The 22,178-nt window shown below is 50.8% G+C and carries 20 protein-coding genes; 12 read left to right on the forward strand and 8 right to left on the reverse strand.

What is annotated here, in order from left to right; genetic code table 11:
- Window positions 1-277: hypothetical protein (locus ACY1JZ_RS22985; RefSeq protein WP_462631087.1), on the forward strand; the 277-nt coding region annotated here is incomplete at its 5' end.
- A gap of 6 nt (window positions 278-283) precedes the next feature.
- On the opposite strand, the gene ACY1JZ_RS22990 is transcribed toward ACY1JZ_RS22985, so the two are convergent.
- Both ACY1JZ_RS22990 and gyrA read right to left on the reverse strand, forming a co-directional pair.
- Window positions 284-1,384 carry an HD-GYP domain-containing protein gene (locus ACY1JZ_RS22990; protein ID WP_462631088.1) on the reverse strand — a complete coding sequence of 367 codons (1,101 nt, stop codon included), beginning with the start codon at window positions 1,382-1,384 and terminating at the stop codon, window positions 284-286.
- 223 nt (window positions 1,385-1,607) lie between these two features.
- Window positions 1,608-4,103 (reverse strand): DNA gyrase subunit A, encoded by a 2,496-nt coding sequence (gene gyrA, locus ACY1JZ_RS22995; protein ID WP_270167040.1) that lies wholly within the window; start codon window positions 4,101-4,103, stop codon window positions 1,608-1,610.
- 289 nt (window positions 4,104-4,392) lie between these two features.
- On the opposite strand from gyrA, the gene ACY1JZ_RS23000 reads away from it, so the two are divergent.
- Entirely contained in the window at window positions 4,393-5,142 is a 750-nt protein-coding gene (locus tag ACY1JZ_RS23000) for a YheC/YheD family protein (protein WP_462631089.1), read from the forward strand.
- A 70-nt stretch (window positions 5,143-5,212) separates the two neighbouring features.
- Here ACY1JZ_RS23000 and gyrB read toward each other — a convergent pair whose 3' ends face one another.
- From gyrB to dnaA, 6 genes are all read right to left on the reverse strand, one after another.
- A complete protein-coding gene (gyrB, locus tag ACY1JZ_RS23005) occupies window positions 5,213-7,126 on the reverse strand; it encodes a DNA topoisomerase (ATP-hydrolyzing) subunit B (protein ID WP_462631090.1) in 1,914 nt (637 codons plus the stop codon).
- Window positions 7,127-7,185: 59 nt separating this feature from the next.
- A complete protein-coding gene (gene remB / locus ACY1JZ_RS23010) occupies window positions 7,186-7,434 on the reverse strand; it encodes an extracellular matrix regulator RemB (protein WP_270167037.1) in 249 nt (82 codons plus the stop codon).
- 120 nt (window positions 7,435-7,554) lie between these two features.
- Complete coding sequence (gene recF, locus ACY1JZ_RS23015) at window positions 7,555-8,679, reverse strand: DNA replication/repair protein RecF (RefSeq protein ID WP_270167036.1); 1,125 nt, start codon at window positions 8,677-8,679, stop codon at window positions 7,555-7,557.
- A gap of 120 nt (window positions 8,680-8,799) precedes the next feature.
- A complete protein-coding gene (gene rlbA, locus ACY1JZ_RS23020) occupies window positions 8,800-9,015 on the reverse strand; it encodes a ribosome maturation protein RlbA (RefSeq protein WP_270167035.1) in 216 nt (71 codons plus the stop codon).
- Window positions 9,016-9,030: 15 nt separating this feature from the next.
- On the reverse strand, window positions 9,031-10,173 hold the full coding sequence (dnaN, locus tag ACY1JZ_RS23025) for a DNA polymerase III subunit beta (RefSeq protein WP_270167034.1): 1,143 nt from the start codon (window positions 10,171-10,173) through the stop codon (window positions 9,031-9,033).
- Between the two features lie 231 nt (window positions 10,174-10,404).
- Window positions 10,405-11,757 carry a chromosomal replication initiator protein DnaA gene (gene dnaA / locus ACY1JZ_RS23030; RefSeq protein ID WP_270167032.1) on the reverse strand — a complete coding sequence of 451 codons (1,353 nt, stop codon included), beginning with the start codon at window positions 11,755-11,757 and terminating at the stop codon, window positions 10,405-10,407.
- 685 nt (window positions 11,758-12,442) lie between these two features.
- On the opposite strand from dnaA, the gene rpmH reads away from it, so the two are divergent.
- From rpmH to ACY1JZ_RS23080, 10 genes are all read left to right on the forward strand, one after another.
- The gene (gene rpmH, locus ACY1JZ_RS23035) at window positions 12,443-12,577 is read left to right on the forward strand and encodes a 50S ribosomal protein L34 (RefSeq protein ID WP_270167030.1); all 135 of its coding nucleotides are present in this window, start codon (window positions 12,443-12,445) and stop codon (window positions 12,575-12,577) included.
- A gap of 107 nt (window positions 12,578-12,684) precedes the next feature.
- Complete coding sequence (gene rnpA / locus ACY1JZ_RS23040) at window positions 12,685-13,047, forward strand: ribonuclease P protein component (RefSeq protein WP_270167029.1); 363 nt, start codon at window positions 12,685-12,687, stop codon at window positions 13,045-13,047.
- A 339-nt stretch (window positions 13,048-13,386) separates the two neighbouring features.
- Window positions 13,387-14,154, forward strand: a complete 768-nt coding sequence (locus ACY1JZ_RS23045; RefSeq protein ID WP_270167028.1) for a YidC/Oxa1 family membrane protein insertase — start codon at window positions 13,387-13,389, stop codon at window positions 14,152-14,154.
- Entirely contained in the window at window positions 14,151-14,774 is a 624-nt protein-coding gene (gene jag / locus ACY1JZ_RS23050) for an RNA-binding cell elongation regulator Jag/EloR (protein ID WP_270167027.1), read from the forward strand. The genes ACY1JZ_RS23045 and jag overlap by 4 nt, the downstream gene beginning before the upstream one ends.
- Window positions 14,775-14,878: 104 nt before the next feature.
- A complete protein-coding gene (mnmE, locus tag ACY1JZ_RS23055) occupies window positions 14,879-16,258 on the forward strand; it encodes a tRNA uridine-5-carboxymethylaminomethyl(34) synthesis GTPase MnmE (RefSeq protein ID WP_270167026.1) in 1,380 nt (459 codons plus the stop codon).
- Window positions 16,259-16,350: 92 nt separating this feature from the next.
- The gene (gene mnmG, locus ACY1JZ_RS23060) at window positions 16,351-18,240 is read left to right on the forward strand and encodes a tRNA uridine-5-carboxymethylaminomethyl(34) synthesis enzyme MnmG (RefSeq protein WP_270167025.1); all 1,890 of its coding nucleotides are present in this window, start codon (window positions 16,351-16,353) and stop codon (window positions 18,238-18,240) included.
- Window positions 18,241-18,242: 2 nt separating this feature from the next.
- Window positions 18,243-18,959 (forward strand): 16S rRNA (guanine(527)-N(7))-methyltransferase RsmG, encoded by a 717-nt coding sequence (gene rsmG / locus ACY1JZ_RS23065; RefSeq protein ID WP_270167024.1) that lies wholly within the window; start codon window positions 18,243-18,245, stop codon window positions 18,957-18,959.
- Between the two features lie 420 nt (window positions 18,960-19,379).
- On the forward strand, window positions 19,380-20,195 hold the full coding sequence (gene noc, locus ACY1JZ_RS23070; RefSeq protein ID WP_270167022.1) for a nucleoid occlusion protein: 816 nt from the start codon (window positions 19,380-19,382) through the stop codon (window positions 20,193-20,195).
- A 189-nt stretch (window positions 20,196-20,384) separates the two neighbouring features.
- Entirely contained in the window at window positions 20,385-21,158 is a 774-nt protein-coding gene (locus ACY1JZ_RS23075) for a ParA family protein (RefSeq protein ID WP_270167020.1), read from the forward strand.
- The gene (locus ACY1JZ_RS23080; protein WP_270167019.1) at window positions 21,139-21,993 is read left to right on the forward strand and encodes a ParB/RepB/Spo0J family partition protein; all 855 of its coding nucleotides are present in this window, start codon (window positions 21,139-21,141) and stop codon (window positions 21,991-21,993) included. Before ACY1JZ_RS23075 ends, ACY1JZ_RS23080 begins: the two co-directional genes overlap by 20 nt.
- Window positions 21,994-22,178 lie beyond the last annotated feature (185 nt).

The raw sequence follows: 22,178 nt of genomic DNA on the forward strand, positions 1-22,178 counted from the left end.
CACAGGGCTTTTCGCTCGTTGTTCAGTTTTCAAAGAACAAATTGTCTTGCTTTCTTCATCTCCGCATCTCTCAGCGGCGACTTTTATAATATATCACAGTTCGCTATGCTTTGGCAAGCTTTTTTTTAAAATCTTTTTCTTACTCTCTCTTTCAAGCCAGAGCTATAAAAAAGAACTGTGTTTCATTCCACCGCCTCAGAAGCGGCAAGAAATAATATATCACAGTTCTCAATATGAAGTCAACATCTTTTTGAAATTAATAGAGCGTTTATCTTAAGAGCAGTTATAGCTTTATAATTTCCTGAATGTAATACTGTCTTTCTAGCGTTAGATTAATGATGGTTCCATTCACCGATACCCATGGCCGCGTCAGATGATTGCGGTCGGAGAAGACAATCTCGCCTACTCTGCCATCATTCAGCCTCACCACGACACCATTATGGAACTGTGTCACCTTCTCTATGAACACTCGTACCAGAGCAGGATCAAGCCTGCCGAATGATTCCTTCTCGATTTCTTCCAGCACGAGGTAAGGAGATGTAGGCTCTCTGTAGAAGCGTTTCAATGTCATGGCATGGAAAATATCAGCGACGGCAACAATCTTGGCATAGGGATGAATCTTGTCGCCCCCCATCCCTAGTGGGTAGCCACTCCCGTCAACCCGCTCATGATGCTGCAGAGAAGCCAGCTTGACGCCCTCATTAATCGCGGGCACGCCCTTGAGGAGTTGGTAGCCATATACCGTGTGCTGCCTGATCTCCTCCCACTCCTCAGCCGTGAGAGAGGAAGGCTTGTAGAGCAGCTCCCGGTCTACCTTTACATTGCCGATGTCATGGAATAGCCCTGACATGGCCGCTGGAATCCAGTCCCGCTGGGGGAATCCTCCCCATTGAGCCAGAAGATAGCAGCTCAAGGCGGACAGGACACTATTATGAAACAAATAATCTTCTATCTTCATATTAGGCGGACTAAAGGTCAGCACATTATACTCGTCAATGTAGCCAATCAGGGCCTCTAGCTGCTTCCTGATCTCAAGGATCGGAAAAGCTTGCCCAGGGGAGTATTGATGATGCACTTTTTTTAATAATTCGACGCAGCTTGTATACTCGTGATGAAAGCTTGTTGGAGGTGAGGTTGGAGGCGAGAACGACTTTTTCACTGCCGCCTCCTCCTTGACTGCAACTGTTGGCGCGCCTGGTGCCTGATCTGCAGCCCCCTCCCGTTCTTCGATTGTTACCGAAGTGATCATAAAGGCTTGCAAAATCTCCAGCTCTCTAGGCATGATGATTTTCCCTTTATGAAACAATGTCCCCCCCAGCTTGGTTTGAACATCCTCAATCAGCTTATCTCCTACTTTAACTTGATGAAGCAATACTGTCGGCATTTCCTGTTCCCCCTGAACAGCAAGATGATATTGCCTGTCTACGCCTTGCACGGCCGCCAGCTTCAACTCGCCGCCTCTTCTCCTTACTTAACCGGGAATGGGGAAACACCGCCCTCAGGACGGCTGCCGCGAAGCTGGTGCCCGGCGTCAGGGCTGTCAAAGCCCCCCTCAATTACAGGAGAGCTTCGACGCCTGACAACGGTACTGCAGCTTGGCAACCATCCTATTCCTCGGACGGTGTTTCGTTGCTTTCTTCACTAATAGCTTGCTCATCGGCATCGCTGTTTTCTGTATCCTCATTGCGATCTACGCGGGATACGGTAGCCACCATATCATCCTCACGGATATTGATCAGCTTCACGCCCTGCGTATTGCGGCCCATGGTTGAGATGCCGGCGATGCTTGTGCGAATCAGTGTGCCCGATGAGGTCATAATCATCAGATCCTCTTCATTGTTTACCACCTTCAGCCCGACGATCGGGCCATTGCGATCCGTCACATTCATCGTCTTGATCCCCTTGCCGCCGCGAGTCTGGCTGCGGTACTCCTCAACAGGGGTACGCTTGCCATAGCCCTTAGAGGTGACGATCAGCACATCATTGCCTGGGGTAATGACATCCATATCGATTACATAATCGTTCTCATCAAGCTGGATGCCCTTCACACCGGTGGCCGAACGACCCATCGGCCGGACATCCGACTCCGAATATCGGATCGACATGCCCTGTGCGGTTCCCATAATGATCTCCTGCTTGCCATCGGTCAGCTTGACGCTTATCAGGTCATCATCCTCGCGCAGCGAGATAGCGATCAGACCGACCTTGCGGATATTGATATAATCATCAAGCGATGTCTTCTTCACTACCCCTTGACGCGTCCCGAAGAATAGATATTGATCGGAATCGAAAGACTGAACAGGGATAACCGCATTAACCGTCTCCCCCTGTTCAATCTGGATCAGGTTAATGATCGGCGTTCCTCTTGCCGTCCGGCTCAGCTCCGGAATCTCATAAGCCTTCAACCGGTAAACCTTGCCCTTGTCGGTGAAGAACAGCAGGAACTGATGCGTGTTGGATACAAACAGATGCTCTACGAAGTCATCTTCCTTCGTATCCATACCCATTACGCCGCGGCCGCCGCGCTTCTGGCTGCGGTAGGTTGTAACGGGCAGACGCTTCACATATCCCGTATGCGTGATCGAGATGATCACATCCTCCTGCGGGATCAGATCCTCGTCAAGAATCTCATTCTCGCCAACTGCAATCTCGGTGCGTCGCTCATCGCCAAAGCGCTCCTTCACCTCGATCAGCTCTTCGCTAATAATCGCCAGCACAAGCTTCTCATCGGCCAGGATCGCTTCATATTCGGCAATCTTGCGCAGCAGCTCCGCATACTCTGCCTCGATCTTGTCGCGCTCCAGTCCAGTCAGACGCTGCAGACGCATATCCAGAATCGCCTGAGCCTGTTCATAGCTGAGCTCGAATCGATTAATCAGACCCTCACGCGCCTCGTCAGCAGTCTGCGAGGAGCGAATGAGCGCGATCACCTCATCCAGATGATCAAGCGCAATCCGCAAGCCCTCCAGAATGTGTGCGCGGGCACGCGCCTTCTTCAGATCAAACTCTGTCCGTCTACGGATAACCTCAATCTGGTGCTGCAGATAGTGATACAGCACATCCTTCAGATTCAGCAGCTTCGGCTCGCCGTTCACCAGTGCCAGCATATTGAAGCCGAAATTGGACTGCATCTGTGTATGCTTGTAGAGATTGTTCAGCACGATATTAGGATTAACATCCCGCCTAAGCTCGATGACAATCCGCATCCCGTTGCGATCGGATTCATCGCGCAGATCGGTAATGCCGTCAATCTTCTTCTCCCGAACCAGCTCAGCGATCTTCTCCACCAATCTGGCCTTGTTCACTTGGTATGGAATTTCGTGCACGATGATTCGCGCTTTGCCGCCGTTATCCTCAATGCTTGCTCTGGAGCGCATCGTTACCGAGCCACGACCAGTTGTGTACGCCTGACGGATGCCCTCCCGTCCCATAACAATCCCCGCTGTCGGGAAGTCCGGTCCCTTCACAAACTCCATCAGCTCAATCGGCGTAATATCCGGATTGTCTATCAGAGCCTGCACGCCATCGATGATCTCCACCAGGTTATGCGGCGGGATATTGGTCGCCATGCCGACCGCAATACCAGACACGCCGTTGACGAGCAGATTCGGGAACCGGGCAGGCAGCACCGTCGGCTCCTGCTCCTCGCCGTCATAGTTCGGAGCGAAATCGATCGTCTCCTTGTTGATGTCGCGCAGCATCTCCATCGCAATCTTCGATAGCCGCGCCTCTGTATACCGCATCGCAGCCGCCATATCGCCGTCAATGGAACCAAAGTTCCCGTGTCCATCAATCAGCATATAGCGCAGCGAGAAATCCTGCGCCATCCTGACCATAGATTCATAGACGGCTGAATCGCCGTGCGGGTGGTATTTGCCGATGACTTCGCCCACGATTCTGGCGGATTTCTTGTATGGCTTATCCGGTGACATGCCCAGCTCCGACATCGCATACAGGATACGGCGGTGAACCGGCTTCAGCCCGTCTCTGACATCGGGCAGTGCACGGCTGACGATAATGCTCATGGCATAATCCATGAACGATTCTCGCATCTCGACGCCAATATCACGATCTCGTATTTGGGAACGTTGCTCTTCCGCCATGCTTTACCTCCTGACGTATCTAAAAACTACACTATTGTTATTATATTACTTTCACAAACCCAGCACAATTAAACGTTGCAACCTAGCTAGGCACTTGCCGTGGCTTCTGACAGCCACGCTCATACTATAGCAGAAAGTGCGCAGGCTAACGGCCCGAACGTGCGGACACGATGTCAAACATACAACCTCCATTATACCATTCATTCGATGTGATGTGTGCACAAATGATTGAACTTATTTTCATATCTCCTCTTCGAAGGGTGGAAGAATAACATTGGCGATTCAGCGTGTGACAAGCAAATGGGAAAAAACGAATGTTCTCCTACGCAACACAGCCACACAAAGTCTCATTCCGCATACGGCAAAGCTGAATAAGGAACGTCTGGAGGAAATGCTGGGACGCTACGGCATGGTTTACTTGAAGCCCAATCGCGGCACCTTTGGCCAAGGGGTCATTCGGATCGAGAAGCAGGAGGGTCGCTACACCTCCCAGACCGGGACGACGGCACGCACCTATTCCAGTGTGGATGCACTGTATGCTGCACTCAAGCAGTCAACAGGCCGCCGCCTCTATCTCATTCAGCGTGGCATTCACCTGTTGAAACATCGCAATCGGCGCTTCGATTTTCGCGTCATGGTACAGATGAGTCCCAGCGGCAAATGGGAGACGACCGGCATCATTGGACGGCTGGCTCATCCCAAGAAGATCGTCACCAACTATCATAGCGGCGGCACTCCACTGCCATTCGAGCGTCTCATGTCGACACATCTGTCTTCGTCCGGCCAGGCGAGCTATCTAACCAGACTGCGCAAGATGGGCGTGCAGGTTGCACAGCAGCTTCAAAGCGCTTATCCACAGTTGAAGGAGATCGGGATCGATGTTGCAGTAGATACCAAGCTGGAGCCATGGATCTTGGAAGTCAATACGATGCCAGACCCCTACCTGTTCCGCAGGTTGAAGGACCGGAGCGTCTTCCGCAAAGTCTATCGCTATGCTGCTGCCTATGGTCGATTCAAGTCCAAGCGAGCGTCGCGTTAGAGCTGCATCATACTGTTTATAAATTATAAAGCGGCAGCCTCCACGATGATCGTGGAGGCTGCTCGTCTTGCTAGATATCCAGATTCTTAACGGTCTTCGCGTAGGTTTGGATGAAATCACGCCGCGGCTCGACATTGTCGCCCATTAGCGTATCAAACACAACATCCGCCTCAATCGCTTCTTCTATCGTCACCTGCAGCATCGTCCGGCTCTCAGGGTCCATCGTCGTCTCCCACAACTGGGTCGCGTTCATCTCGCCCAAGCCCTTGTACCGCTGAACATTGACCTTGGCGCCTTCGCCAAACTCAGCGATGATCTGGTCGCGCTCGCGCTCGCTCTGCGCATAGCGAACCGTCTTATTGCGCTCAATCTTGAACAGCGGCGGCTGAGCGATGTAGATAAAGCCCGCCTCGATAATTTTGCGCATGTAGCGATAAAAGAAAGTGAGGAGCAGCGTGCGGATATGCGCGCCGTCAACGTCTGCGTCCGTCATAATAATAATCTTGTGATACCGCGCCTTCGCAATATCGAAGTCGTCGCCGATGCCCGTCCCCAGCGCCGTAATAATCGCGCGAATCTCGGCATTGCCTAGAATCCGGTCAAGACGCGCCTTCTCCACATTGAGGATTTTGCCGCGCAGCGGCAAAATCGCCTGAAAATGCCGGTCACGCCCCTGCTTCGCCGACCCGCCCGCCGAATCGCCTTCGACGATATACAGCTCGCTGATCGATGCATCCTTGGATGAGCAGTCCGCTAATTTCCCAGGCAATGAACTGACCTCCAGCGCGCTCTTACGGCGTGTCAGCTCGCGTGCCTTGCGCGCAGCCTCGCGCGCTCTGGCCGCCTGCAGCCCCTTCTCCAGAATCCGCTTGGAGACGGACGGGTTCTCATCGAGGAACTCCTGCAGCTTCTCTGCAAAGAACGATTCAACGATACCGCGCACCTCGCTGTTGCCCAGCTTCGTCTTCGTCTGCCCCTCAAACTGCGGCTCAGGTATCTTGACAGAGATAATCGCTGTCAGGCCTTCACGGACATCATCCCCAGACAGATTGGACGTGTTGTCCTTAATGATACCTGTCTTGCGCGCATAATCGTTAATGATGCGTGTCAGCGCGCTCTTGAAGCCCGACTCATGCGTGCCGCCTTCGTGGGTATTGATATTATTGGCGAAGGAGTGAATATTCTCCGTGTAGCTGTCATTGTACTGCAGCGAGATCTCTACATGGATGTGATCCTTGGAGCCCTCAACATAGATCGGCTGCTCGTGAAGCGCTTCACGAGTACGGTTGAGATACTTAACAAACTCAATAAGCCCGCCGTCATACTTGTAGGATTTGCTTGAGCCTGTCCGTTCATCAAGCAGTGTAATTTCAATGCCTTTGTTCAGAAATGCAAGCTCACGTATGCGGGATTGCAGAATCTCGTATTCGTATACCGTCGTCTCTGTGAAAATCTCCGGGTCCGGCTTGAAGCGGATCTCGGTACCGGTGTCACTCGCTTCTCCGACCACTTTCAGATCATACTGCGCTGCGCCGCGGCGGTATTCCTGCTGGTGGATCAGCCCATCCCGCTTCACCTGGACAATCAGATGCTCCGACAATGCATTCACGACCGATACGCCGACACCGTGCAAGCCCCCGGATACCTTGTAGCCCTCGCCGCCGAACTTGCCGCCGGCATGCAGCACCGTCATAACGACCTCCAGGGTCGACTTTTTCAGCTTGGCATTCTCGCCCACCGGGATACCGCGGCCATTATCGATAACGGTGATGCTGTTGTCTTCATGGATGATGACATCGATCTTCGTACAAAAGCCGGCAAGCGCCTCGTCGATGCTATTGTCTACAACTTCCCATACCAAATGGTGCAGCCCTTTGCCGCTGGTGGAGCCAATATACATCCCCGGCCGTTTGCGAACGGCTTCCAGCCCCTCAAGAACCTGAATCTGGTTCTCATCATACGTATGCTGCTGATTCAAAGACATGCCTGTTTCACTGCTCCTCTCAACTGCTTGCTACTGAATGCTGCGAAGTTCTCCCGGCGCTAATTGGCCACAAAGCTGTGCGCCCGTTTCTTCAACGTCGAGGACGAGATGGGAGAGTAATACACCTTTTGCTTGGTGATGACAATGGATTTGGATTCTTCCTCGCCGATGACCTCCACATCCTTGCGCTTGAGCGCGCCAGCGACGAACTGCTTGGACAGCTTGGAGGACTGCTCAATCGAAATATCAAAGATAGCCACCAGTTCCCTGGCGCGAATGATCTTCTCTCCACCCAAATGAATATACATTGCCACCCGTCCTTTCTCCGCAAGCGTAAACGGACGATCACCCGTGAAGCAGGCGCCGCCGCGTATCGCGTAGACGTTGTTTAAAATTCAAGTCGCCCGTTACCTATCATTCGTAACTATTTATGATCTGCTGCTCACACGATCCACCTGGCCCTTACTCACCTGATAGACGCGCGCATCATGAAGTTTGCTTAGATTGACACTCTCCAGCCCTGTCGTGGTGATGAAGGTCTGCACCTTGGACTGGAAGGTCTCGATGAGCTGCGTCTGGCGGTTCTGATCCAGCTCCGACAGCACATCATCCAGCAGCAGCAATGGGTATTCCCCAATCTCCTCATGAATCAGCTCAATCTCCGCCAATTTGAGCGACAGGGCTGTTGTACGCTGCTGTCCCTGAGAACCGTACACTTGCGCTTCCTTGCCATTAATATAAAAGGCGAGATCGTCCCGGTGCGGGCCGACCAAGGTTACGCCTCTGCGAAGTTCCTGCTCTTTCACCTGAGTTAACTTTATCATAAATTGTTCAAATAAAATAGTTTCATCTTGCTCTGGGTCCACATCCAGCGAGGGACGGTACACAATTCTAAGCTCCTCCGCCCCGGCTGTAATGCCGGCGTGAATCTCTTTTGCCCAGCGTTGCAGTTTATGAATAAAGCTTTGCCTCTTTTTCATCATTTTAACACCAAAATCTGCCAATTGCATATTCCACACATCGAGCAGCTCCTGCTTGATGGAGCTGGGGCTTGCGCTTTTCAGATAATTGTTGCGCTGCACCAGCACCTTGCCATATTGCTGGAGAGAATGCAAATAACCGGGCTGCACCTGGCCGATTTCCATATCCAGAAACCGCCTGCGTATGCCCGGCGTGCCTTTCACAATTTCGAGATCCTCCGGAGCGAACATGACCACATTCAGCGCGCCGATAAAGCCGCTGAGCTTGCGCTGCTCCAGACCATTGACCTTGGCCTTCTTGCCTTGGGCGGAAAATTGGAGATCAAGCTTGACCGTTCCATACCGCTTCTCCACTTCCCCATGAATATGCGCTTGCGGCGCCTCCCAGCCGATCAGTTCCTTGTCTTTGCTTGTCCGATGCGACTTGGTTAGCGCCAGCACGAAGATGGCCTCCAGCAGATTCGTCTTGCCCTGGGCATTTTCCCCTACGAACAGATTAACCTGGCTGTCTGTATTCAGTTCAATTCGGTCATAATTCCGGTAATTCTGCAATGCAATTTGTTTTAACAGCACCTGGAAGCCTCCCACAAGCGTAAACGGCTGACACCGTCCTGAACTGGCAAAGCAACGTTTCGCGTAGAAATAGAAGACCGGTATACCCAAGAAGAGGGTATGGGGGCATATTCGCTTCGCTTATTTACGCCCAACAAGGAAGGCTCCCTTGCCCTCCACCTCAACACGGTCGTCCTTGTAGAGCTTGCGCCCACGGCGGTTGTCAGGCTCTCCGTTGATCAGCACCTTCGCTTCTGCAAGAAACAGCTTGGCCTGTCCGCCTGAATCAATGCAATCCGCGAGCTTGAGGAACTGCCCGAGTGTAATGTATTCCGTCGAAATCTGGATCTCCTTCATCGATACACCTTCCTTCTAACCGGTCGTCCGGTAAGGCAATATGATATGCAGGCTGTGTGCATGATCCGTCGGCTTGATGATGATCGGGCTCATCGCGCCGTTAAAGCCAATAAAGATATTCTCGCTGTCGATAACCTTGAGCGAATCGAGCATATATTTGGAGTTGAACGCCACACGCAGCGGATCGCCGTTGAAGTCCTGCGCATCCAGATGCTCTGTTACCCGCCCAAGCTCTGCTGAGCTGGAGGAAATCTCGATCACCCCGTTATCGAGTGTTTGCAGGCGAACAATATTGGTACGCTCCTCCCTGGACATCAGATAGGCGCGGTCGATGGCATCCGTCAATTTTTTTGTATTCAGGACGAGTTCTGTTTTGAATACCTGCGGAATAATCTTGGAAGTATCCGGGTAGGTTCCCTCCAGCAGCCTGGAATAGAATAGCACATGATCCAGTCTGAACAGCACTTGGTTCTCCGTGACGACGATGTCAACGGGAGTCTGGTTGTCCGGCACCACCTTGGAAAGCTCATTCAGCGTTTTGCTGGAGATGACAATATTCGCAAAACGATAGCCAGGTCTCGTCTCTACATGTGAGCTGCGGCTCGCTAGCCGATGGCGGTCAGTAGCGACAAATTTCAACTGATTGTCCGCCAGGTTCAAGAGCACGCCTGTCAAGGTTGGCGTCTGCTCGCTGGTTGAGGCGGCAAACGAGGTTTGTCGGATCATCGCCTTCAGCAGATCGCCTGGCATCTGGAAGCTCTCGTTCTCTTCGATTGATGGCAGTACCGGGAATTCTTCTGGATCAAGCCCGACCATCTGGATGTCGGAGGAGCCGCTGCGGATTTTGGTCAAGAAGTTATCCCCAACCTCAATTTCGACTTCATCAGACGGCAGCTTCTTCACAATCTCGACAATGAATTTGGCAGGAAGAACGACGCTGCCCGGCTTGTCGATTCTTGCATTCACCTTGTCGCCGTTCTCTGCCTCGATGAAGCTTTGAATCGAAATGTCGGTGTCGCTTGCTGTCAATGTAATGCCCTGATGTGTCACATCCATCTTGATTCCGCCAAGAATCGGGATCGCCGGTCTTGTGGAAGCCGCCTTGGCTACTTGTTGTATGGCATCGTTAAGCTGATCCTTAACAATCATCAGTTTCATGGTTTCACTCCTATAGGAAAAAATCGATTTGGGCAATGCGCGAAAGTTGCTGCAGGTCGTCTCTTGCAAGCCGTAGGCGCAAATTGCGCTTAGCGCGAATATATGAAGTTATTTTAACATATTTTATTAGTAGTCGTAGTAGGGGCGCTGGATATGTGGATAAGTGGTCTAAAAGGTGATCAAGCAAGCTTATCCACATGTGCATACAATGTGTACAGGCTTGCTTGTTGTTCACGTATGATTTTTTACTTTATCCGTCAAATTCTGAACGATCTTATATAATTCCGAGTCCGTCTTCAATTGCTGGGTGATTTTCTCATGCGCATGGATAACCGTTGTGTGATCCCGCCCGCCGAACGCCTCGCCAATCTTAGGCAGCGAATAATCGGTCAGCTCGCGCGCGATATACATGGCGATTTGCCGCGGGAAGGCAACAGCCTTCGTCCGTTTGCGTGCCTTGAAGTCTTCGAGCTTCAAGCCGTAGAATTCGCCTACCTTTTGCTGAATATCGTGAATCGTAATCATCTTCGGCCGGCTGGTCGGGATAATATCCTTGAGCGCTTCGGCGGCCAGATGCGACGATATATCCTCATTGATGAGCGAGGAATAGGCGACGACCCGGATCAGTGCCCCTTCCAGCTCGCGGATGTTGGTATCGATCTGGTTAGCGATGTAGACCATCGCTTCGTTCGGGATGTCTAGATTCTCCGCCTTGGCCTTCTTCCGCAAGATCGCGATCCGCGTCTCCAGATCAGGAGGCTGAATATCTGTAATCAAGCCCCACTCAAAGCGCGAGCGCAGCCGCTCCTCCAGCGTTGGAATCTCCTTGGGAGGTCGGTCACTGGAGATAATGATCTGCTTGCGTTCCTCATGCAGCGCATTGAACGTATGGAAGAACTCCTCCTGTGTCTGTTCCTTGCCCGCCAGAAATTGAATGTCATCAATGAGCAGAATGTCTATGTTGCGGTACTTCATGCGGAAGCTCTCGCCGCGGTTGTCGCGGATCGCATTGATGAATTCATTCGTGAATTTCTCTGATGAAATATAGAGCACGCGGGTGCCGGGGTTATGCTCCAATATATAATGGCCGATGGCATGCATGAGATGCGTTTTTCCCAGACCTACCCCCCCGTAGAGAAACAGCGGGTTATAGGCTTTGGCCGGTGCTTCGGCGACTGCGAGCGAGGCGGCATGGGCAAAGCGGTTGTTCGCACCGATGACGAACGTATCAAAGGTGTACTTCGGATTCAACATATGAGAGAAGGTTTCCTCTTGGACGACCGTTGCCGCTGGAGCAATCGGTGGGTAAGGCGCTGCCGGTTCAGGGGGCTTATTCTCTTCAATTGCAAATTTAATGTCGATCTGTCTACCCAAATATTCAAAAAGAGTCGTTCGCACCAGCTTGGTGTACCTGCTCTCCAGCCATTCCGCCGCAAAAGTTGTCGGAGCCGTAATAATTAGCAGGTCTTCATTGAGAAAAGATGCCTTGGTTGCTTTAAACCAGGTGTCAAAGCTGGGCTTGCTCAATTTGGTTTGGATAATCGACAACACTTGTTGCCATATTTCTTGGGTATGGCTATCCACAGACTGTCACTCCTTATCCAAGTGTTTCCGACTCCAGATTGGCGGCGCCAAGATGAGGAAATGTCGAAAAAACAAAAAAACGTGCAGAATATATCCACAGTATCAAGATCAATGTATGATGAAGTTATCACAAGGGGATGAAAATTGTTCACAATCTTATCCACAGCCTGTTAATAACTATTTGATGTGCATAAGTTCATCCACACAGAAAACAAATCTATCATAGCAAAATAAGCCTTTGATTTCAACGAATTCCTCGATTTTATCCACATATTCAACTGCTTGTGTATAATTGTTATCTACAACACTAGATATTGTTTATATCCTGTGTGGATTCGACAGTTTGGCAGAGATTCGCGAAAAAATTATGCACATGTTACTAATTTTCTTGCGGATTAGCCCGATGTGGACAAAATTTCGTGACAAGTTACAATTATCCACAGCAGACTTGGACATAGATTTGGGCAAGGCTCCAAATGAGAAAGTCGCAGGGCTGTCGAGGTTGACTTTTGAGCGTCGTCGTGGTTTAATCTAAAAAGGTGTTTTTGCGTTTATGGGTGAGGTGTGCTTGTTGACATACAGTACTTCAATCTCATGTGATGCATTGTTGGATGTAGCTTGAATGTTCAAGGAATTGTAATGCATAGATGAAGATGCCGATTCCTTGTGTAAGGAGGTGCGAAAGATGAGACCGACTTTTAGACCGAACGTAAGCAAACGCAAGAAAGTTCACGGCTTCCGCAAGCGGATGAGCACGAAGAACGGACGCAAGGTACTGAGTGCACGCCGCCAAAAAGGCAGAAAAGCGCTGAGCGCTTAGCATGAAGATAAAGACCACATCGGGTGGTCTTTTTTTCAAATCTGGGGGAAGTCAGCCGAAGCTGCCATGAGGACAGGCAATAAGGAAAGGCCGGTGTATACAAGCTCGTGCATAGAAAGCTTCGTCTGCGTAAAAGACAGGATTTTAACCGAATCTATAGAGGCGGAAGATCGTTTGCGAATAGCCAGCTCGTGATCTACTGGTCGCGCAAGCCCGAGGTGGAGCAGTTTCGCATGGGCGTGTCGGTCAGCAAGAAGCTGGGCAATGCCGTCGTGCGCAACCGGATGAGGCGTGTGCTGAAGGAGATCGTGAGGCATAATAAGGATAAGATTGTGCCGCATATCGATTTCATCCTTATTGCGCGCATGCCCTCCGTCTCGATGACCAGCAAGGAGCTGGAGAAGAGTGTGCTCCACCTGCTCCGCAAAGCTAAGCTATTGAAACAGAACACGCCTGCTGCAAGAAGCTAAAGGATGAAGGCTAACGGCTGCTAAAGGAGCGGTTCGGCAAATGGTAGCTGTGCGACATCATATAGGAAGACAAGCCGTAGAGGATGCCGAAGCCGGCCTGGATGCGCTGTTTCCTTGTGTATAAGAATATGGTATAGTTTAACTTGAAATATTTGAGCCGGGGCAGCCTGCGCCTGTATTTTGATACGCAGCGGCATCGGTTGTCCATATGTGGGACAAGCGTTCTAGTTGTAGCGCTGTAGCTGGTCTGCCCGCATGAGCGGGATGACGGTGTGGGCGCGAGCGACAGAAGTTGTGCACGCTTGCGAGAGATGTGTTGCTCTTTAGAGAGGAGTTTTGATGTTGTCCCGATTGTTCAAGAGAAAATGGTTCCTTGTGATTGCGATGGTCATGATGATGGCCTTGCTGGCGGGATGCGCACCGGTGGATCATACCACCTCGACGGAAGATCTGCTGAAGGGCAACTTCTGGGAGCGCAATGTCGTGTATTATTTTGCGACGATGCTCGATAGCTTCGCTGACTGGTTCGGCGGCTCATACGGCCTGTCCATTCTGCTGTTGACCATTATCGTCAGAACGGCAATTCTGCCGCTGACCTTGAAGCAGTACCGCAGCACCAAGGCGATGCAAGCGCTGCAGCCAGAGATGAAGAAGATTAAGGACAAGTACAAGGATAATCCGCAAAAGCAGCAGGAGGAGACGATGAAGCTGTTCCAGCAGCATCAGGTCAATCCGCTGGCGGGCTGTCTGCCGCTCATCGTGCAGATGCCGATTTTTATCGCGCTGTACAACGCCATCTACATGAATCCCGACATCAGGTCGCATACATTCCTGTGGCTGGAGCTGGGGGCGAAGGACCCGTATTATGTTCTGCCGATTATTGCCGCGATAACGACATTTGTTCAATCCAAGATGATGCCGCAGCAGCCTAACAATCCAATGCAGTCGATCCTGTTGATCTTCCCTGTATTGATCTTTGTTATGGCGATCAATTTCCCTGCTGCGCTGCCGCTGTATTGGATTTACAGCAACATCTATACGATTGTACAAAACTACTTCTTGTATGTTCGCTCCTCTGACAAGGGCAAGGAGGTTCCTGCAAAATGAAGAAAATGACTGCATCGGGAAAGACGGTGAACGAGGCTGTACAAAAAGGCTTGACACAATGGCAAGTATCAGAGGATCGTGTTCGCATTACTGTATTGGAGCATCCCACGAAGGGCCTGTTCGGTTGGATCGGAGCCAAGGAAGCGAAGGTGGAACTGGAGCTTATTCCCGATGCGGCGGAGGAGACGGAGCAATTTTTCCTCGACGTTGCCCAGGCGATGGGATTGTCAGTTACAATTGAGCGGCGCCAGACCCGGGAAGGCTGGGTCTACGAGCTATCTGGTGGAGAAGATCTGGGTATGCTGATTGGTCGCCGCGGGCAGACGCTGGATGCATTGCAATACCTGGCTAACATTGTGGCTAACCGTTATTCAGACAGCCATACGCGCATCGTGCTTGATGCAGAGAATTTTCGTGAACGCAGGCGCAAGACACTGGAAGAGCTGGCAGAACGCCTGGCAGCCCGGGTCATCCGGTCGCGCAAGGAGGTTGTGCTGGAGCCGATGTCGCCATCGGAACGCAAGGTGATTCATTCGAAGCTTCAGAATCACGCCAAAGTGAGAACCTTCAGTAAAGGAGATGAGCCATACCGTCGTGTGGTCATCTCCGTGAAATCATAGACGGTAATTTCTCTCAAGCAATGCTTATACAAGGCATTGCTCTTTTTCCTTTCTAGGGACAAGTTTGTTCCATTATGATTATGAATAATGCAGAGGTGCAAAGGATGATACAGGATACCATAGCCGCTATATCGACGGCAGTCGGGGAGGGCGGTATAGCAGTCATACGAGTGAGCGGTCCTCAGGCCGTTCAGGCGGCGCATGCCATATTCCGCAGCCGTACTGACATCCGCAGCGCCGCTTCACATACCGTACATTACGGCCATATAGCCGATCCGCGCAGCGGGGAGACAGTGGAGGAGGTACTGTTGACCGTTATGCGCGGGCCACGCTCCTTCACGGCCGAGGATGTGGTGGAGATCAGTACGCATGGCGGCTACATCTCCGTGAAGAAGGTGCTGGATGTCGTGCTGCAGCAGCCAGATGTGCGTGCGGCGGAGCCGGGTGAATTCACCAAGCGGGCCTTCCTGAACGGACGGATCGATCTGGCACAGGCCGAAGCGGTTATTGATCTGATCCGCTCGAAGTCGGATCGTGCCTTCGCGATCGCGTTGAAGCAGGTGGATGGCAAGCTGTCGCGGCAGATTCGCGGGCTGCGCCAGGAAGTAATTGAACTGCTGGCGCATATAGAGGTGAATATAGATTACCCCGAGCATGATGTGGAGGAGATGACGAGCAGTTATATTCGTGAGCAATGTCATCTCGTGATTGGGCAGCTCGACCAGTTGTTAAAAACAGCAAATGAAGGCAAAATATTAAGAGAAGGCATAACGACAGCGATCGTCGGACGGCCAAATGTGGGTAAATCGTCGCTGCTCAATGCATTGGCTCAAGATAATAAGGCGATTGTGACCGATATTCCTGGCACGACACGCGATGTGATCGAGGAATTTGTCACAGTCGGCGGCATTCCGCTCAAGCTGCTGGATACGGCAGGGATTCGAGAAACGTCGGATATTGTCGAGCAGATGGGTGTTGAACGGTCGCGAAATGCGTTGAAGGATGCCGATCTTATATTGCTGGTGCTCAATCATCATGAGTCGCTTCATGAGGATGAGCGGGAGCTGATGGAGCTGCTGGCTGGACGGCAAGTCATCGTCATTGTGAATAAGACCGATCTGGAAGGGCATCTGGAGATGGAGGAGCTTCAGCAGCGATACCCGCAAGAGGCTATCGTACCGATGTCTGTACTGCAGGAGGAAGGGCTGGAGCAGCTAGAGCAGGCAATCTCGTCGCTATTTTTCAGCGGCAAGCTGGAGTCGGCTGATCTGACGTATGTCAGCAATGCTCGTCATATTGCGCTGCTGAAGCAGTCGAAGCAATCCTTGGAGGATGCGATTGAAGCAACATATCAGGGAATTCCGATCGATATTATACAGATAGATGTAAGAACAGCCTGGGAGCAGCTCGGGGAGATTATCGGCGACTCGGCAGGCGATTCGCTCATTGATCAGATCTTCTCGCAGTTCTGTCTAGGCAAGTAAGAGGTAGGTTACCGAGGTAATGGGTAGTGGGGCTAGATAAGTGTATGAAGTAGCAAGACAAAATGAAGACGTGAAATGAGGGAGAGTACACAATGAGCTATGAAGCGGGCCAATATGACGTTATTGTCATCGGAGCAGGCCATGCAGGCTGTGAAGCGGCACTCGCTGCGGCCCGGATGGGCTGTGAGACGTTGCTGCTGACGATCAATCTGGATATGGTGGCCTTCATGCCATGCAATCCATCAATCGGTGGGCCTGCCAAAGGGCATGTGGTGCGGGAGATTGACGCCTTGGGCGGAGAGATGGGACGCAATATCGATAAGACATTTATTCAGATGAGGATGCTCAATACAGGGAAGGGACCAGCCGTCCACGCGCTGAGGGCGCAGGCGGATAAATTCTTGTATCAGCATACGATGAAGAAAACGATCGAAGAGACGGAGCGGCTGACGCTGCGGCAGGGCATGGTGGAAGAACTGATTGTCGAGGATGGTGTCTGCGTAGGAGCTATCACCAAGACCGGTGCTACCTATCGCTCCAAAACCGTTGTGCTGACAACGGGTACGTATCTGCGTGGCAAGATCATTATGGGCGAGCTGATCTATGAGAGCGGCCCGAACAATCAACAGCCGTCTGTGAAGCTGTCTGAGAGCTTGCGTCAGCTAGGGTTCCAGCTTGCGCGCTTCAAGACAGGGACACCGCCGCGTGTGCACAAGGATTCGATTGACTTCGACAAGACAGAGATTCAGCCGGGAGATGAGAATCCTAAGTTTTTCTCGTATGAGACGGAATACTCCGACAATGAGCAGATCCCATGCTGGCTGACATACACTTCGGAGGATACACATCGGATTATTAATGAAAATCTCCATCGTGCCCCGATGTTTTCTGGAGCGATCGAAGGGACAGGGCCGCGATATTGCCCATCTATAGAAGACAAAATTGTTCGTTTTGCCGATAAGCCGAAGCATCAGATCTTCCTGGAGCCGGAGGGCAGGCACACCTCAGAGTATTATGTGCAGGGTCTGTCAACGAGTATGCCAGAGGATGTGCAACTGCAGATATTGCGCTCTGTCCCAGGGCTGGAGCGAGTGGAGATGATGCGTACCGGCTATGCGATCGAATATGATGCTGTAGTGCCTACACAGCTATGGCCAACGCTGGAGACGAAGGTGGTTCCGGGGCTGTTCACAGCGGGACAAATTAATGGTACCTCAGGGTATGAGGAAGCTGCGGGGCAGGGGATTATTGCCGGTATTAATGCAGCCTGCAAGGTGTTGGGCAAGGAAGCAGTGATTATTGGACGTTCACAAGGCTATATCGGTGTCATGATTGACGACCTCGTGACGAAGGGGACGAATGACCCGTATCGGCTGCTTACTTCTCGTGCGGAATATCGGCTGCTGCTGCGGCATGATAATGCGGATCTGCGCCTGACACCGATTGGTCATGAGATTGGCTTGATTAGCGAAGCCCGATATGAGAAGTTTCTGGCGAAGAAGCACTATGTAGAACGGGAGATCGAACGTCTGAAGGAGACGAAGGTCAAGACGGACAGCGGTATTCAAGAAGTGCTGACTGGGCTGGGCTCGGCGCTGCTACAGCATTCGACCGACGCACTCTCGCTGCTGCGCCGTCCAGAGGTTACTTATGCGCATCTGGAGCCGTTCATTGATGCACCCTCTGAGCTGACAGAGGAGATGAAGGAGCAGGTTGAGATTCAGGTGAAATATGCGGGGTACATCGAGAAGCAGTTGCTCCAGGTGGAGCGTCTGGCGAAGATGGAGAAGAAGCGTATTCCAGCCGATATTGACTATGCAGATGTGAATGGGATTGCTTCCGAAGCGAAGCAGAAGCTATCCGATATTCGTCCAATCTCGATCGGGCAGGCATCGCGCATCTCTGGCGTCACCCCGGCAGACATTTCCATATTGCTGGTCTATCTGGAACACTACAATCGCGTTGTCGCAGCTCGGGGGTAAACATGGGACCAACTTGGTTTGCCGAGCAACTGGCTGCACGCAAGCTGGTGTTAACGGAGAAGCAACTGGAGCAGTTCCAGTTATATTTCAAGCTGCTCGTTGAATGGAATGAGAAGATGAATCTGACGGGGATCACAGAGGAGGAGGCGGTGTATGAGAAGCATTTCTTCGATTCGCTGTCGCTCTCGTTCTTCCTCGATTTCAGTTCGATTCAGTCTATTGCTGATATTGGATCAGGTGCGGGATTTCCTAGCCTGCCTCTCAAGATCGCTTATCCGCATCTGAAGGTAACGATCATCGATTCGCTGAACAAGCGCATACTGTTTCTACAGCATGTCGTGGAGCAGCTAGGGTTAGAGGGGGTTAGTTGTATTCATGGCCGAGCAGAGGATATAGCCAGAATGCCGGAGCATCGCGATCATTATGATCTGGTGACCGCGCGGGCGGTAGCACGACTCGCTGCCTTGAATGAGCTATGCTTGCCATTTGCCAGGAAAAACGGCCAATTTGCTTCGATGAAGGGAGCTTCTCCCGCGGAGGAGATCGCAGAGGCGGGCCGCAGCCTGAAGGAGCTGCGTGCCAAGGTGAAGGAGACCTATGAGATGAAGCTGCCGTTTGAACAATCGGAGCGTCATATTATTTGTATTCGCAAGTTGGATGCAACACCTAAGAAGTACCCTCGTAAGGCAGGGACTCCGATCAAGCTGCCATTAGTTTAAGTGGGCTGATGACAGCCAGCGTAACAACTAGATAGGTTACAAAGGATAAGCTAATGTTTCACGTGAAACATTAGCTTATTTTTATTTTATAGGAAGAACAAGCAGGAAAAATCGATCAGCTTGGCGAAATAATAAAGTTAGTTCATAATAGATACAGACTGTTACAGACTATGCTCGCGCAAAATAATTACTTCCTGCTAGTCGTCCAGATGTAAGATGCTGCCATCGACAATAGAGTGGCTTGTATTGCTAGCTGGCAGTTTGTTTGTGCTTGCGCCCAGGATGCAAGCGAACGAAGGCTGTCGTCGTCATGCCGTTGTGTGAATGAAACTGCAGTAGTAGCAGGCCGTCCTTGCGGATAGCGATCGCTGTTAACGGCGGGGAGTAGCGCAATTTGATAATTGGGTGGTTAGCATTAGTATGAAAGAACAATTCTCGCGTTTGTTCGGCCTGGGGGAAAAAATCGTTCAAGATGAAGTAAAGCAACTGCCGGTCGGCAATATTGACCCCAGTCCTTACCAGCCACGGACTATTTTTGATGATGACAAGATTGATGAGCTATGCCAGACAATCAAAACCCATGGCATTATTCAACCGATTGTTGTTCGCTTGCGTAATCAGAGGTATGAGATTATCGCAGGAGAACGGCGGTTTCGGGCGGTCAAGAAGCTCGGTATGGAGACCATACCGGCGATTATTCGTGATTTCAACGATTCCCAGGCAGCGTCGATTGCTCTAATCGAGAATCTACAGCGTGAGGGACTGACGGCAATTGAGGAAGCGATTGCGTATCAGAAGCTGATTGACCTTCATCAGTTGACACAGGAAAGCCTGGCGCAGCGGCTCGGCAAGAGCCAGTCCACCATTGCTAACAAGATTCGGCTGCTGAATCTAAGCGATGTCGTGAAGACAGCATTGATCGAGCGGAAGATTACCGAACGTCACGCCCGAGCATTGCTTGCTCTGGACACGGAGGAGCTTCAACAGAAGGTGCTTGATGACATTATTACTAAGGAATTGAACGTCAAGCAGACGGAAGCGCGGGTAGCATTCTATAAAGAAACATCGAAAATCAAAAAATCCAAACGTGTATCCTTTACCAAGGATGTTCGCCTGGCAGTTAATACAATTCGCCATTCGATCGAGATGGTGTCCGGCTCCGGTCTGAAAATTAAAACCGATGAAAAGGACAATGATGACCACTATGAAATTGTTATTCGTATCCCGAAGCGTTAAAATAAAACGGTGACCAAAATTCTAGACGGATTCGAGAGGTGAAGCTGTAACGCTCAGTAAAGTGTGTGTCGCTTCTCCTTAGTAGATGAATGGATCGTCTTATGTGTAGTAGACGCCGTCCTGATGATAGGACGGCGATCATCATTTGTAAGTGTGAACGCTAGTTTTATAATATTGAGGTGAACTGGTTTGTCCAAAATAATCGCGATTACGAACCAGAAGGGCGGAGTCGGCAAGACGACAACTTCTGTGAATTTAGGTGCTTCGCTGGCTTCGTTAGGAAGAAAAGTGCTTCTGATCGATATTGATCCGCAGGGCAATACGACGAGCGGGATTGGCATCAACAAGGCTGATGTAGAAAACTGCATTTATGATGTGTTGATTAATGAAATTCATCCACAGGAAGCAATGGTTGAGACCAAGATCCCTGGACTGACCGTTATACCCGCTACAATTCAGCTTGCAGGAGCTGAGATAGAGTTGGTGCCTACAATTTCTCGTGAAGTACGCTTGAAAAAAGCGATCCACCAAGTGAAGGATAAGTTTGATTATGTTCTCATCGATTGTCCTCCATCACTTGGTATCTTAACGATCAATTCTCTAACAGCGGCTGATTCCGTCATCATCCCCATTCAATGTGAATACTATGCGCTGGAAGGGTTGAGCCAGTTATTGAATACGGTTCGCCTTGTGCAGAAGCATCTGAATACTACCTTGCAGATAGAAGGGGTATTGCTTACGATGTTTGACGCGCGGACGAATCTGGGTATTCAGGTGATTGAAGAAGTGAAAAAGTACTTTCAGCAAAAGGTATATCAGACCATTATCCCACGTAATGTCCGTTTGAGTGAGGCTCCATCGCATGGTCAGTCCATCATCACGTATGATCCGAGATCAAAGGGTGCTGAGGTTTATCTTGAATTGGCAAAGGAAGTGATCACATATGAGCAAGCGGCTAGGTAGAGGGCTGGATGCGCTTATTCCGTCGTTATCTGTTAGTGAGGATGATAAGGTAATAGAGGTATCGTTATCTCAACTGCGACCGAACCCGTATCAGCCGCGCAAAACATTTGATGATGACTCGATCAAAGAACTGGCAGAATCGATCAAGCAGCATGGTGTCATTCAGCCAATCATTGTACGTAGTGTGCTCAAAGGCTATGAGATTATTGCAGGGGAGAGACGTTTTCGAGCCTCCAGTCTAATTGGCTCCCAAACGATCCCGGCTGTAGTTCGTTCATTCTCCGACCAGCAAGTGATGGAGATCGCTCTGATCGAAAACTTGCAGCGGGAGGATCTAAATGCTATCGAAATCGCCATTGCGTATCAGGCAATTATGGAGAAATTTGGGTTAACACAAGAAGAGCTATCGCTCAAGGTGGGCAAATCCCGTTCTCACATTGCAAACTTCCTCCGTTTGCTCACATTGCCTGATGAAATCAAAGATGATGTTTCACGTGGAACAATCTCGATGGGACATGCCCGTGCATTGGTAGGGGTGAAGCAAGAAGCTGTTCGTAAGGATCTGGCAAGCAAGATCGTCGAGTTTGAATGGAGTGTCCGGGAGCTGGAGGAAGAGATTCAGAAGCTGGATCAGCCTGGTAAGGAAGAACAGAAGTCGAAGCCGAAGACGAAGAAAAAGGATCCTTATATAGAGCATATCGAGGAATCGTTAAGAGAACGGTTCAAGACGACTGTGAAGGTGAAGCAGCAAAAGGATCGTGGGCGAATCGAGCTCATGTACTATAACAAGCAAGACCTGGAGCGTCTGCTCGAATTGCTTGAACGCATGGCCTAAGAGGTCTGAGTTGCAAGGGATATGGATAGATTTATAGATGGGCAATAGCATGCCGGAAGCCGCTCCTGATGACGTAGGAGAAGGTTCAAGGTGTGCTATTGTTATGAGTGGTTGGTATTCGGAAAATATAAGCAGGGAAGAGCGGCGGTTTACGGGGAACACTAATGATCCCGGATATAGGCGGA

It is taken from the genome of Paenibacillus sp. J5, from assembly GCF_054955055.1.

Excerpts from the sequence above, each read along its gene's own strand:
- ACY1JZ_RS22990 (WP_462631088.1), bottom strand. The coding sequence starts at position 1,384 with ATGCCGACAGTATTGCTTCATCAAGTTAAAGTAGGAGATAAGCTGATT.
- gyrA (WP_270167040.1), bottom strand. The coding sequence starts at position 4,103 with ATGGCGGAAGAGCAACGTTCCCAAATACGAGATCGTGATATTGGCGTC.
- gyrB (WP_462631090.1), bottom strand. The coding sequence starts at position 7,126 with ATGTCTTTGAATCAGCAGCATACGTATGATGAGAACCAGATTCAGGTT.
- remB (WP_270167037.1), bottom strand. The coding sequence starts at position 7,434 with ATGTATATTCATTTGGGTGGAGAGAAGATCATTCGCGCCAGGGAACTG.
- rlbA (WP_270167035.1), bottom strand. The coding sequence starts at position 9,015 with ATGAAGGAGATCCAGATTTCGACGGAATACATTACACTCGGGCAGTTC.
- dnaN (WP_270167034.1), bottom strand. The coding sequence starts at position 10,173 with ATGAAACTGATGATTGTTAAGGATCAGCTTAACGATGCCATACAACAA.
- rpmH (WP_270167030.1), top strand. The coding sequence starts at position 12,443 with ATGAGACCGACTTTTAGACCGAACGTAAGCAAACGCAAGAAAGTTCAC.
- ACY1JZ_RS23045 (WP_270167028.1), top strand. The coding sequence starts at position 13,387 with ATGTTGTCCCGATTGTTCAAGAGAAAATGGTTCCTTGTGATTGCGATG.
- jag (WP_270167027.1), top strand. The coding sequence starts at position 14,151 with ATGAAGAAAATGACTGCATCGGGAAAGACGGTGAACGAGGCTGTACAA.
- mnmE (WP_270167026.1), top strand. The coding sequence starts at position 14,879 with ATGATACAGGATACCATAGCCGCTATATCGACGGCAGTCGGGGAGGGC.
- mnmG (WP_270167025.1), top strand. The coding sequence starts at position 16,351 with ATGAGCTATGAAGCGGGCCAATATGACGTTATTGTCATCGGAGCAGGC.
- rsmG (WP_270167024.1), top strand. The coding sequence starts at position 18,243 with ATGGGACCAACTTGGTTTGCCGAGCAACTGGCTGCACGCAAGCTGGTG.
- noc (WP_270167022.1), top strand. The coding sequence starts at position 19,380 with ATGAAAGAACAATTCTCGCGTTTGTTCGGCCTGGGGGAAAAAATCGTT.
- ACY1JZ_RS23080 (WP_270167019.1), top strand. The coding sequence starts at position 21,139 with ATGAGCAAGCGGCTAGGTAGAGGGCTGGATGCGCTTATTCCGTCGTTA.